Origin of the sequence: Actinospica acidithermotolerans, from assembly GCF_018139625.1 — a bacterium.
In the GTDB taxonomy this organism is placed as follows: Bacteria; Actinomycetota; Actinomycetes; order Streptomycetales; family Catenulisporaceae; genus Actinospica; species Actinospica acidithermotolerans.
This window is the reverse complement of record NZ_JAGSOH010000163.1, coordinates 1-12,968: the sequence shown is the minus strand read 5'-3', so window position 1 is coordinate 12,968 and position 12,968 is coordinate 1. Positions and strand designations below refer to the sequence as shown.

General features: G+C 70.9%; 11 protein-coding genes. 8 read left to right on the top strand and 3 right to left on the bottom strand.

What is annotated here, in order from left to right:
• A partial coding sequence (locus KDK95_RS31530) for an amidohydrolase family protein (protein WP_212521998.1) occupies positions 1 to 766 on the top strand: 766 nt, incomplete at its 5' end.
• Positions 767 to 780: 14 nt separating this feature from the next.
• On the opposite strand, the gene KDK95_RS31525 is transcribed toward KDK95_RS31530, so the two are convergent.
• The gene (locus tag KDK95_RS31525; RefSeq protein ID WP_212521997.1) at positions 781 to 1,977 is read right to left on the bottom strand and encodes a carboxylate-amine ligase; all 1,197 of its coding nucleotides are present in this window, start codon (positions 1,975 to 1,977) and stop codon (positions 781 to 783) included.
• Between the two features lie 214 nt (positions 1,978 to 2,191).
• On the opposite strand from KDK95_RS31525, the gene KDK95_RS31520 reads away from it, so the two are divergent.
• From KDK95_RS31520 to KDK95_RS31490, 7 genes are all read left to right on the top strand, one after another.
• Positions 2,192 to 3,058, top strand: coding sequence for a class II glutamine amidotransferase (locus tag KDK95_RS31520; RefSeq protein WP_212521996.1), 867 nt, complete (start codon positions 2,192 to 2,194; stop codon positions 3,056 to 3,058).
• 30 nt (positions 3,059 to 3,088) lie between these two features.
• Entirely contained in the window at positions 3,089 to 3,235 is a 147-nt protein-coding gene (locus KDK95_RS31515) for a hypothetical protein (protein WP_212521995.1), read from the top strand.
• A gap of 103 nt (positions 3,236 to 3,338) precedes the next feature.
• A complete protein-coding gene (locus KDK95_RS31510) occupies positions 3,339 to 4,322 on the top strand; it encodes a polyphosphate kinase 2 family protein (RefSeq protein ID WP_212521994.1) in 984 nt (327 codons plus the stop codon).
• 3 nt (positions 4,323 to 4,325) lie between these two features.
• A complete protein-coding gene (locus KDK95_RS31505) occupies positions 4,326 to 7,142 on the top strand; it encodes a cation-translocating P-type ATPase (protein WP_212521993.1) in 2,817 nt (938 codons plus the stop codon).
• Between the two features lies 1 nt (position 7,143).
• Positions 7,144 to 8,922 (top strand): SulP family inorganic anion transporter, encoded by a 1,779-nt coding sequence (locus tag KDK95_RS31500; RefSeq protein ID WP_212521992.1) that lies wholly within the window; start codon positions 7,144 to 7,146, stop codon positions 8,920 to 8,922.
• 102 nt (positions 8,923 to 9,024) lie between these two features.
• On the top strand, positions 9,025 to 9,582 hold the full coding sequence (locus tag KDK95_RS31495) for a hypothetical protein (protein ID WP_212521991.1): 558 nt from the start codon (positions 9,025 to 9,027) through the stop codon (positions 9,580 to 9,582).
• A 92-nt stretch (positions 9,583 to 9,674) separates the two neighbouring features.
• Positions 9,675 to 10,169, top strand: coding sequence for an RDD family protein (locus tag KDK95_RS31490; protein ID WP_212521990.1), 495 nt, complete (start codon positions 9,675 to 9,677; stop codon positions 10,167 to 10,169).
• A 22-nt stretch (positions 10,170 to 10,191) separates the two neighbouring features.
• On the opposite strand, the gene KDK95_RS31485 is transcribed toward KDK95_RS31490, so the two are convergent.
• Together KDK95_RS31485 and KDK95_RS31480 are read right to left on the bottom strand one after the other, a co-directional pair.
• The gene (locus tag KDK95_RS31485; RefSeq protein WP_212521989.1) at positions 10,192 to 11,619 is read right to left on the bottom strand and encodes a DUF2252 domain-containing protein; all 1,428 of its coding nucleotides are present in this window, start codon (positions 11,617 to 11,619) and stop codon (positions 10,192 to 10,194) included.
• Positions 11,616 to 12,968 (bottom strand): hypothetical protein (locus KDK95_RS31480; protein WP_212521988.1); only part of this gene is annotated, 1,353 nt, incomplete at its 5' end. The genes KDK95_RS31485 and KDK95_RS31480, both read right to left, overlap by 4 nt.

Below are 12,968 nucleotides of genomic sequence, written 5' to 3'. Positions count from 1 at the left end.
CCCCCTGCCCGCCGACGAGGCCGTCCGCCTCAGCCGCGCAGCGAACGACGCCGCCGCCGCGGCCGTCACCCGCCACCCGACCCGTTTCCGCGCCCTCTCGACGCTCCCCATGTCCGCGCCCGGGCACGCCGCCGAAGAGCTGGCCCGCGCAGCCGCCCGAGGCCACGTCGGCACGATGGTCTACGGCCGCTCAGGCGACCGCCTCCTCGACGACCCGGCGTACGACGACCTCTTCGCCGCCGCCGCGGAGCTCGGCCAGCCGGTCTTCATCCATCCCCAGATCCCCTCCGACGCGCTGCGCGACGCCTCCTACCGCGGCTTCGACCAGCTGACAGACCTCGGACTCGCCACCTTCGGCTGGGGCTGGCACCTCGACGCCGCGACCGCGGCCCTGCGCCTCATCCTCCGCGGCACCTTCGACCGCCACCCGGCCCTGCAGATCGTCCTCGGCCACTGGGGCGAGATGCTGCTGTTCTGGCTGGACCGCGCCGACAGCCTCTCCCGCATCGCCGGCCTGCAGCGCTCCGTCTCGGACTACGTCCGCACGAACTTCCACATCACCGTCTCCGGCATGCTCAACCCCGCCCTGCTCCAGCACGCGCTATCGGTCACCACCGTCGACCGGCTGATCTTCTCCACCGACTACCCCTTCCAGCACCCGACCGGGGAGCAGATCAGCCGTTTCCTCGACAATTTCGAGACTGAGGAAGACCGCCGGAAGTTCTCGTCGGCGAACGCGGCGGCGCTCTTCGGCATCGAGGTCTGATCAGGGAGCGCTGACTACAAACCCTGCGTCTGGTCGCACATGTACGCCAGGACGCCGGGCCAACCGCTTTCGGCGAGCACCCGGCGTACGCGGATGGCGCCGTTGCCCTCGTCGAGCATGCGATCGACGACCTGGCTCACGTAGCGTTGATCGCCGGCGCGGTAGAGGGCCGGCTTCACGTAGTCGAGTGCATCGTGCAGGACCTCGGCCGCCGGGCGCAGGCACAGGTCGTGGGGGTCGTGGACGTCGCCGGCGAGGCCGTAGCGGGCGGCGTGCCAGGTGGCGGCCTCGAGGAGTTCGGGCGGCGGGGCGGGGGCGGGCAGGCCGGCGTCCGACTCGGCGAGCACGGTCATCACCACGGCGCGGACCAGGCCCGCGAGGGCCGCCGCCTCGTCGGCGCGCATCTGCACGTCGCAGGCCCGCACCTCCAGGGTCGGGAACCTGGCCGACGCCCTGACCAGCCAGTACAGCTGGCCGATGTCGGCCACCATCCCCCGGTCCACCAGGTCCGTGGTGCGGCGCCGGTAGTCCTCGGCGTCCCGGAAGCGAGGCGGGACGCCGCTGACCGGCCATCGGGCGCTGACGAGGTAGCGCCAACTCGAGAAGCCCGTGTCGCGGCCGCGCCAGAGCGGCGAGTTCGCGGCCAGGGCGACCAGCAGCGGCAGCCACGGGCGCATCCGGTTGAGGGCCTCGATGCGCTCCTCGTCGTCGAGGATCTCCACGTGGACGTGCAGGCCGTTGATCAGCTGCTCGTCCGACAGGAGTTGCGCCTCCTGCCGCATGCGCGTGTAGCGGGGCGTGTCGGTGATCGGCACCGGCCACGCTCCGCCCGCGAACGGGGACGAGGCGCCTGCGACAAGGAGGCATCCCTCGCGCATGGCCGCCTCGGACAGGGCGTGGCGCATGCGCAGCAGGTTGCCGCCCACCTCCGGCAGGGTCTCGCAGACCGGCGTGGAGGTCTCCAGCTGCGCGAGCAGCATCTCGTGCTGCACCTCGCCCTGGTCCAGCTCGGCGTACAGGCGGGAGCGGCTGCGCACCTGGGCGGCGCGCGCGAGCAGGCCGCCGCCGACCGGGTCGAGCAGCAGGAACTCCTCCTCCACGCCTAGCCGCGGGGGCACGTCGGCCGTCCCCGCGGTTGCGTCGTCGAGGCGGCGCAGGCGGCTTCTGGTCGTCGATCCGTTCCTCGTCGGGCGCGATGCAACCTCGGTCATGGAACACCGTCCGCAGTAGGGGAACCAGCCGGAAAAGCTTCGGATTACCCGCTTCGATCGCAGGTCGCGGGGGCTTTGTACGCGTCTTCACGCTACGGTCCGCCCGGCCGGGCCGGTTCACCCGCGCGGGGTGATCCGGCCGCGGGCCCGGCGCCGGAAGGTTGAGGGACAGTGAGCGGCGGCGTGGCCGCTCGTTCCGGAGGGAGTGGGGCAGATGTGTCGGTGGCTCGCGTACTACGGATCGCCGATCCTGCTGGACGAGCTGCTTTACAAGCCTGAGCACTCACTGATCGACCAGAGCAAGCACGCCCGCATGGGCGTCGAGACGCTCAACGGCGACGGCGTCGGCATCGGCTGGTACCCCGAGCTGCTGCGCGGCACGGACCGGGAGGAGGTCACCCCGGCGCTGTTCCGCTCGATCGGGCCGGCCTGGGGCGAGACGAACCTGCGGGAACTCGCCGACCACGTCCGCTCGCCGCTGTTCTTCGCGCACATCCGGGCCTCGACGGGCACGGCCGTCCAGCAGACCAACTGCCACCCGTTCCGGCACGGGCGCTGGCTGTGGATGCACAACGGCGCGATCTCCCACTTGTCCCAGCTCAAGCGCGACCTGCTGCTCGCGGTGGAGCCGGCGCTCCTGCCGGAGATCCAGGGCTCGACCGACTCGGAGCTGATGTTCTACCTGGCGCTGACCTTCGGCCTGGAGGAGGACCCGCGCGCGGCGGTGGCCCGGATGATCTGCCACGTCGAGGAGACGGCCGCGAAGCACGGCGTCGAGAACCCGCTGCAGATGACGGTGGCGACGAGCGACGGCGAGCGGGTCTGGGCGTTCCGCTACTCGACCGAGCGCCACTCGCGCAGCCTGTTCTTCAGCTCCGCGCCGGAGACGCTCGCCCGGATGTACCCGGAGATTCCGATGTTCGCGAACCTGTCTCCGGAGACCCGCGTCGTGGTCTCCGAGCCGCTCGGGGGCCTCGCTGGTGCCTGGAACGAGGTGCCGGAGTGGAGCTGCGGCGTGATCCAGCCGGGCCAGGACGAGTTGCTTCCGCTCGGCCCGTTCCTGGACGCCGCCCGTCGATAGCGGTCGATAGCGAGAGAGAGGGTGGTTCCCATGCCGAGGATGCCGGCGGTGCGCCGCGATGAGCGGGTCCAGCCGACGCTGCGGCGCCGCATCGCGGTCCGGGCCAGGCGGCGGCCGCGCGAGCCCGAGCCTCTCGACCTGCGCACGCCCTCGGGCCGGCGCCGTCTGCCCTACTGAGCACGAGCGCTGAGACGGCGTTCCGAGCGGGCGCGCCGCCTCGGCGCAGTTCGCCGAGTCGGCGTTCACCATACTTCGAACCTATGGCAGGGGTATGTCTCCCATGGACGAGAAGAGAGCGCAGCGTATCGCGCACTTCGTCAAGACGCTGCAGGTGAAGCCGGGGTCCGCGGTGGACCTCGGCGAGGACTTCGATCCGCGCGACAGGCACGGCATGAAGAAGAAGGAAGGCGTCCGGGCGCTCGAGGACGGCATCTCCATGCTCGCCGAGTACCAGGCGCGGCTGGCCGCGCAGGACAAGTACGGCGTGCTCGTGTGCATCCAGGCGCTCGACGCCGGCGGCAAGGACGGCATCATCCGGCACGTGATGAGCGGGGTGAATCCGCAGGGCGTGCACGTGAACAGCTTCAAGGTGCCCTCGGCCGAGGAACTCGACCACGACTACCTGTGGCGCTACGCCAAGCGGCTGCCCGCGCGCGGCGACATCGGGATCTTCAACCGGTCGCACTACGAGGAGGTCCTGGTCGTCCGCGTGCACCCGGAGAACCTGACCCGGCAGAAACTGCCGCCGGAGGCCCTGGCCGGGAACATCTGGAAACGCCGCTACCGGGAGATCAACGACTGGGAGCACTACCTCACCGACAACGGGTTCAAGGTGGTCAAGCTGTTCCTGAACATCTCGAAGGAGGAGCAGCGGACCCGCTTCTTCAAGCGGCTCGACCTGCCGGAGAAGAACTGGAAGTTCTCCGCGGCCGACATCCGCGAGCGCAAGCACTGGGACGAGTACCAGCACGCGTTCTCGGAGATGCTGTCGGCCACGAGCACGCGCTGGGCCCCGTGGTACGTGATCCCGGCGGACCGGAAGTGGTTCGCCCGGCTCTCCGCGGGCGCGATCCTCGCGCACACGCTCATCGACATCGACCCGCAGTACCCGACGGTCGACGAGCGGGCCCGCCTCGACCTCCTCTCGGCCAAGATCGACCTCGAGGCCGAGGCGCCGAAGGGTGCCGCCGAGGACCCGTACGCCGAGGCCCACCCCGACGAGGTGGCCCCGGCCGAGGACATCGACTCCGGAAACGAGGGCTGACGGATGACCACGCAGTCCGCGAGGCGGTCCGGGGAAACCCAGGCGGCCGCTGCGGGAACACCGTACGCCGGCGCCGACCGGTGGTACGCGCACCCGGCCGAGTACGTGACCGCGGCCTTCCGCGTCGACCCGGAGAGCGGCCTGTCCCAGGCCGAGGCAGCCGACCTGCTCGCCCAGAACGGCCCGAACGCGCTGCCCGAGGAGCAGGGAACGCCTACGTGGCGGCGGTTCATCGAGCAGTACCGCAGCTATATGCAGATCATTCTGGTGGGTGCGGCGATCGTCTCGCTGGCGATCAAGCAATGGAGCACGGCCGTGCTGCTGATCGTTCTGACCCTCTTCAACGCCGTCGTCGGGCTGCGCCAGGAGGGCAAGGCGGAGAGCGCGATGAACGCGCTCAAGTCGATGATGAAGACGACGGCGCGGGTGCGGCGCGACGGGAACGAGTCGCAGATCCCGGCCGAGGAGCTCGTCGTCGGGGACATCGTGCTGCTCGCCGCCGGCGACCAGGTCCCGGCCGACGGACGGATCATCGAGGCGCACGCCCTGCAGATCGACGAGTCGGCGCTGACCGGCGAGAGCACTCCCGCCGCGAAGCACGCGACCGCCCTCGCGGACGAAGCGCTCGGCCCGGGCGACCAGGCCAACATGGCGTTCATGAACACGCCGGTCACGCACGGCAGCGCGCTCGTGGTCGTCACCGCCACCGGCTCCGCCACCGAGCTCGGCAAGATCTCCGGGATGCTGACCGCGACCGCCAAGGAGCAGTCGCCGCTGACCCGGCAGCTCAACAACCTCACGCTGTGGATCGCCTCGGCGGCCGGCCTGACGATGATCGTGATGTTCGCCGCCGGGCGGGCGCGCGGGCAGGCCTGGGACGCGCTGTTCATCAGCGCGGTCTCCCTGGCGATCGCGGCGATCCCGGAGGCGCTGCCGACGGTGATCCAGATGATCCTCTCGGTCGGCAGCCTCAACCTGGCGAAACGCGACGCGATCGTCAAGGAACTGCCTTCGGTCGAAACGCTCGGGTTCACGTCGGCGATCAACTCCGACAAGACCGGAACGCTGACGATGAACCAGATGACCGCCGTCGAGGTGGTCGACCCCGTCGACCGCTACACGGTCTCCGGGACCGGCTACGGCCTGGAGGGCAAGGTCCACCACGCGGCGGGCCGCGGCGCGGGGATCGAGGACGCGATCCTGCCGTACATCGTCGCCAGCGACGCGGAGCTGGTGGACGGCGCCGTCGTGGGCGATCCGACCGAGGGCGCGCTGCTCGTGCTCGGCCACAAGGCCGGGCTGGACGTGGACGCCACGCGGGAGCGGCACCCGCGCCTGGCCACCCTGCCCTTCGACCCGACGTACAAGCTGATGGCCACGTTCAACGAGGCGACCGACGCGACGGGCAAGCCGATCGTCCGCTGCTACGTCAAGGGAGCGGCGCCGGCCGTGACCGCGCGGGCCGCCACCGCGCTCGCGGACGGCAAGGAGATCCCCTGGGACGCGGAGCTGAACGAGCGGTCCGACGCCGCGACGCGCCGGATGGGCGGGCTGGGCGAGCGGGTGATGGCCGCGGCGACCCGGGACCTGGACCCCGCCGACTTCGACCCCGAGGGCGACCTGCTCGGCTACGTCTGCGACCTGCGGATCACCAGCCTCGTCGGCATGGTCGATCCGCCGCGCGCCGAATCCAAGGCCGCGGTCGCCGACGCGCACGCCGCCCACATCAGGGTACGGATGGTGACCGGCGACGACGTGACCACGGGCGCCGCGATCGCCCGGCAGCTGGGCATCCCCGGCGAGGCCATCCTCGGCGCCGACTTCGCCGCGCTGCCGGAGAACGAGCGGCTCGACCTGATCGAGAGCGTCGGCGTCGTGGGCCGGGTCGCCCCGGAGCACAAGGTCCTGCTCGCCAGCACGCTCAAGAAGAAGGGCGAGGTCGTGGCGATGACCGGCGACGGCGTCAACGACGCGCCGGCCATCAAGGCCGCGGACATCGGCATCGCCATGGGCAGCGGCACCGACGTCGCGAAGAACGCCGGCCGGATGATCCTGTCCAACGACGACTTCGCCACGATCATGTACGCGGTGCAGCAGGGCCGGAAGCTCTACGACAACCTCACCAAGTACATCCGCTTCGTGCTGCTCCTGCTGGTCGCGTTCGTGCTCACGTTCCTCGGCGCGGTGATCCTCAACATCGCCGCCGGCGAGCCCTTCAACCCGGCACAGGTGCTGTGGGTTCACTTCGTCGTCAACGCGCCGTTCGGATTCGCGCTCGGCTTCGACGAGGAGAGCCCCGGCCTGATGGGGCGCAGCCCGCGCCCGCGCGGCGAATCAGTGCTCACCAAGTCGCTGCTGACGACCGTCTCCCTCGTCGGGCTCGCCATCACCATCGCGCTGCTGACGCTGATCCACCTCGGCGAGACGGTGTTCGGAAGCGTCGAGACCGGTTCGTCGATCGCGTTCACGGCGTTCGCGCTCTGCCTGATCGTGGCGGCGTTCGAATGCCGGAGCGAGACCGAGACGATCCTGGCTCCCGCCACCTTCAACAGCAGGCAGATGAATCGGGCCGCGCTCGGCGAGTTCGTGCTCGCGGTGCTCACGACGCAGATGGACGCGTTCCGCCGGATGCTCGGCACGACGCAGATCACCATCCAGCAGTTCGGCTGGGCCGTGCTCGCGGCGCTCGCGCTGCTGTGCCTGTGGGAGCTCGGCAAGCTCTACGCGCGCCACGTCCGTGACGCGCACGCCGCCGAAGCCGGCGGCGCCGCCCCGCGTGCCGCGCGGGACCGACGGCACCTGAGTCCGCTGGCGCACTGACATGTCCGCGGCCGCGGCGGCCCTTCGCGCGATCCCCGGCGTGCGGGCGGCGTCGGGATATCGCCGCAGCTGGCTGACGAAGGATGTCGTCGCGGGGGTCGTGCTCAGCACGCTGCTGGTCCCGCAGGGCATGGCGTACGCGGAACTGGCCGGGCTGCCGCCGATCACCGGGCTCTACACGTCGATCGCCTGCCTGCTCGCGTACGCCGTCTTCGGGCCGTCCCGGATTTTGGTTCTGGGCCCCGACTCCTCGCTCGGCCCGATGATCGCGGCGGCGATCCTGCCGCTGGTCGTCGCCGGAAAGGATCCCGCCCGCGCGGTCGCCCTCGCCTCCATGCTGGCGATCATGGTGGCCGCGCTGATGCTCATCGGAGCGGCCGGCCGGCTCGGCTTCATCGCGGATCTGCTGTCCAAGCCCACGATGATCGGCTACATGAACGGCCTCGCGCTGACGATCCTCGTCGGGCAGCTGCCGAAGCTGTTCGGCTTCAAGGTGAGCGCCAACGGTCTCATCTCGGAGATCTCCGGCTTCTTCCACGGCCTCGCGCACGGAGAGGCCGTCGGAGCGGCAGCCGCCGTGGGCATCCTCGGGGTGGTCGTCGTGCTCGCGCTGCAGAAGTGGCTGCCCAAGGCCCCGGCCGTGCTGATCATGGTGCTGCTCACGATCGGCGCGACGTCGGTCTTCAACCTGGCCGAGCACGGCGTGAGCCTCGTCGGCACGCTGCCCTCCGGCTTCCCGCCGCTGACGATCCCGGACGTGAGCTGGTCCGACATCGGCGCCCTCGCCGGAGCGGCCGCGGGCATCGCGCTCGTCTCCCTCGCCGACACCATCTCCACCGCGTCGGCCTTCGCCGCACGCACGAAGCAGGAGGTCAGCGGCACGAAGGAGATGGTCGGGATAGGTGCGGCGAACCTGGCGGCAGGATTCCTGCAGGGCTTCCCGGTGAGCACCAGCGGCTCGCGCACGGCGGTCGCGGAACGCTCGGGGGCGCGCACCCAGCTCACCGGCGTCGTCGGCGCGGTGATGATCACCGTGATGATCGTCGCCGTACCCGGCCTGCTGCGGAACCTCCCGCAACCCGCCCTCGCCGCAGTCGTGATCGCCGCGTCGGTCTCGCTGGCCGACATCCCCGGCACGCTGCGCCTGTGGCACCAGCGCCGCACCGAGTTCCTGCTCTCCATCACGGCGTTCCTCGGCGTCGCCCTGCTCGGCGTGCTGCCCGGCATCGCCATCGCCGTGGTGCTGTCCATCCTCAACGTCTTCCGCCACGCCTGGCAGCCGGCCGAGAGCGAACTCGGACGCGCGCCGGGCGAGCACGGCTACCGCGACATCGCGGCCGACCCGGTCGTCGAGCACCTCCCCGGCCTGCTGATCTACCGCTTCGCCGCGCCGCTGTTCTTCGCCAACGCCGCGACGTTCCGCGACCACGTCTCGCGCCTGTCCCGGTCCGAGCCCGAGCCCGCCTGGATCCTCATCGCCGCCGAATCGATCACGGACGTGGACGTCACCGCCGCCGACATGCTGGAGGACCTGGACAAGGAGCTCGCCTCACGCGGCATCAGGCTCGTCTGGGCCGAACTCCAGGAGGGCGTGCGCGAGAAGATCGAACGCTACGAGCTGCCGCTCGCCCTTGGCCCCGACCGCCGCTACCCCAGCATCAACTCCGCCGTGGACGCCTTCCGCGCTCAAACCGGCGCGGACTGGTGCCCGGCACCCGCGCCTCCGGCGCAGGAGCAGCCGGATGAGACGACAAGTGAAAGCAAGAGTAAGAGCGCTTAAGTGCGTGCAGGGTTCGTCACACCACTGGGCCATCCGGGATGCGCGGCGCACGGCGGCGGCCGACCCTTGAGCAGGGCGGCGGATTCGAAGGGCGATCGAGAGATGCGCGTACCGCAGGGCGTGAACGTTCCGCGAATCAGAGCGCCGCGCGCGCTCGCCGCCGGCGTCGGAACACTGCTTCAGGCGGCCGACCTGATGACCGAGCTTGGCACGGAGACGGTCCGGGCCGCGCTCAGCAAATCGGCGGACTTGGTCTACCGCGCAAGCTGCGGTTACCAGGACGCCGCCGACCGCGGCGAGCTGGTCTTGAGCACGTGCGCGGCCGAAGCCTCGCGCCGCCTGGTTCGGACCGCCGACGACCTCGCCGCGTGGGCCGACCGGCACGTCGTGCGCCGCGTGATCGAGTCGATGACGCCGTATCTCATCGACCAGCTCGTCCCCACAGTCATCGACGGCGTCATGCCGAAGATCCGCACGGACGTGATCCCCGTCGTCATCGAGGACCTCGCGGACGACGAGCGTGTCCGCGCCATGATCGCCCAGCAGAGCCAGGATGTGCTGACCTGGGGCGTGACAGAGGTACGCCGCGCCAGCGCCAACGGCGACGACCGCGTCGAGTCGGCGCTCCACCGCGTCCTGCGGCGCGACGCACGGCCATGAGCGACATCGTTCCCGGGCCGGGAGATGCGATCCCAGGTGCGGGAATCCCCAGGCCGGGAGACGCGATCCCCGGGCCGGAGGACCTGGCTCCGGTGCCCACCGCTGCCGCCGAGACGTCCGCCGCAGTCCCCCCGCCGACCATGTTTCGCGAGCGGACCTTCGGGCGGGAGGCGTATGCCGGGCTCGTCACCCGGCTCCTCGCGCTCTGCGTCGACGCGGCGCTGCTCGCGGTCGCCGTGCCGGCGGTCGCCGTCGGGGCGCCGGACGTGTGGGGATCGATCACCGGTACGACGCCGCGCTGGCTCCAGGTCGGCGCGGGGGTCGCGGCGGCCGCACTGCCCTTCGTCTACTTCTCGCTTTGCTGGTGGGCCTCGGGCCGCACGGCCGGCGGAGCACTGCTCGGTGCCGCGGCACGGCGCGTGGACGGCTCGCGCCTTGGCGTGATCCACGCCGGCGTCCGCGCGGTTCTCGGCCTACTGTTCGCACCGGTCTGGCTGGCCGGCATGGTCCTGATCGCATTCGATCCCCGCCGACGCGCCCTGCACGACGTGTTCTTTCACACGGTCGTGCGACGCGTCGGCAGTTGATCGACGTGCGATCGGGCGTCGCTCACAGTCCTCGTTCGACCTTGACCCGCCCACTGCGTTCGGCCTCTTGGAGCGCGGCGTGATCGCGCTCGTTCTGATCGGCGTAGGCGACGGAGAACTCGGCGATCGCGTTGGCGAACGTCGTGTCCTCGCCGAGGTACGCGGCGATCGCGATGCGGTCACCCGAGCGCGCGTGGGCGCGGGCCACGGTCCAGCCGCACAGGCGCGCGTACGCGACCATCCCGGCCGGAATCATCGTCTCGGGCACCGCGCCGCCCTTCCAGTCGGCGAGCTGCCGCACGTAGAAGTCGCGCCGGCCCCCGCCCGGCAACTGCCGGCTCTGCCAGCCCAGGAAGATGTCGCTGGAGGCCTGCATCAGCCGCTGGCCGGTCACGACCCGCTCCCCCTCGTTGTCCGGCACCGCGGCCCGGATGCCGCCGTACTCCGCGATGACCGACCGCTGCGCCTCCTTGACCTGCAGGAACAGCGGGTCGCCGTCGTCGCGGCCGCGCATCAGGATGATCCAGCAGCGGGTGCCGACGCTGCCGACGCCGACGACCTTGCGCGCCATGTCGACGTACTCGAACCCTTCGAGCAGCACCCGGCGGTCGGCCTGCACGCTGCTGCGGTAGCCGCGGATCAGGTCGCGCATCTCGGCGACCAGGTCGGCCCGCTCCGCGTCCGTAATGAGCTCGCTGACGGGCACGATGAGCGGCGGGTCGGAGATGATGCGTCGCTGGCCGTCCACCACCTCGGTCAGCTTGGCCACCGCGCGGTGGCTGTCCCGGGTGCGGGCCTTCGTCAGCGTCTTGTCCAGCTTCTTCTTCCTGGCCTTCTTGAGCTGGGCGGTCAGCTCCGCGCGCTGATCCTCGACGTCGGCGCGCGCGTACCAGACGTCCAGGTCGTGCATGCCGGCGAACTCGTTCATCGCCTCCTGGTAGCCGCGGGCGGCGGCGAGCTGGATCTCGCGGCGCTTGGTGCGGCTGAAGCCGTTCTCCCGCGCCGCGATCTCCAGGCTGGCCGCGAGCCGCTTGACGTCCCACTCCCACGGGCCCGGGTGGGTCTCGTCGAAGTCGTTGAGGTCGAACACGAGCCGGCGCTCCGGGGAGCCGAACAGGCCGAAGTTCAGCAGGTGCGCGTCGCCGCACAGCTGCACCTCGAGTCCGGACGAGGGCGTGCGCGCGAGGTCTGCGGCCATCACCGCGGCCGCGCCGCGGTAGAACGTGAACGGCGAGACGAGCATCCGGCCGTACCGGATCGGCACCAGCTCGGGCACCCGCGAGGCCCCCTGGGCCTCGAGCACCGCGACCGGGTCGAGCCGGCTCGCGTCGACCGCGAACTGCGCCTGCGACGCGGGCGGCACCGCCACCCTCGCGGCGCCACCCGTCGCCGCGCGCTGTTCGGGGGTCGGGTGCGGCAGGACCGCCGGCCTGCTCGGTGTCGTGGTCATCGCAAAGCCTCCTTGGTAGGACGGGAACGCGGCGCGTCCAGGAACTCGCGGATCGCGAACGCGGCGAGCACGATCACCGCCAGCCACAGCACAACGGACACGGTGGCGTGGTTCCAGAAGAACAGCGAGATCGCGGCGCCGGCGAGGATCACCGCGCCGATCCAATGCTTGTACTGGTGCACGAACGGTCCGACGGGTCCGGTACGGAAGCCGACCGATTCGCAGGTCGAGCGCACCGCGCCGATGCCCGTCCGGCAGGCGGTCCGGATCGCGACGGCCGAGCGCGAGGGGCCGATCACGTAGGCGCCGATCGCGGTCACCACCGCGAGCGCGCCGATCGCGCGCACCGACTGGCGCAGGAAGTTGACCAGCGCGTCGTACACGGCGCGGGCCGCGCCCTGGTTGACGCCGGGCGGCAGCTGGTTGAGGTAGATCTGCCGGAACGCGGTCAGCCCCAGGCCCAGCGCCAGCATGGCCAGCGCGTACCCGATCGCCGTGCGCAGCAGCGCCTTCCGGTGGTCGCGGGCCAGGTAGATGCCCCACGCGCCGATCAGCACGGCGACGATAGGCAGCCAGTTGCCGGCGATCTCCAGCAGCTGGACGTATGTCTTGATCTTGCCGAGCTGCTGCGACTGGAAGACCACGAACGAGGTGTGGACCGCCGGAATGTGCGACGCGATCGCCAGGCCCGAGTCGACCAGGCGGGTCTTGACCTGCGCGATGATCGGCCCGAGGTCGATCGTCACCTGGTTGTTGGCGAGCGAGACGGCACCCCCGCCCTGGCCGGTCAGCGCCTTGACCATCGTCTGGTGGATGGCCCGGTTCGCGTTCGACCAGATCGTCGCGAACGCGCTGCTCGTCACGACGCCGTGCACGACCGAGCTGACCGCGGTGGTGAGCCCGCTGGTGATCGGCCCGGAGAGTCCGTTCACGAGGTTGGTCGCCTGAGACGGCACGCCGCGCTGGCTCAGCGTCGTCTTCAGCTGGTCGACGACCGCGTTGACGTCGATCTGATCGAGCACGACGGTCGTGACCCGATTCGTGATCGCGTTCTGGACGTCCGGGTTCGACGCGAGCGGAGCGACCGTCGCCACGTAGCGGTCGGTGTCAGTGATCTCGTCGTTCGCCCAGACCGCGACCACGGACAGCATCGCCAGCAGGCAGGACAGGACGATCAGCAGGGCCGAGCTGAACACCCGCCAGCGTCTCTTGCGCGGGTGCGCGGCCTGCTGCGCCTCCAGGTTCCGGACGCGGACACGCAACTCCTCGACCTCGTCGGCGCGAGGGGCGGCGCCCTCGGCGGAGAGCGCGGCGGGCTCCGGGGAGGCGGCGGCACCATCGCCGGAGGG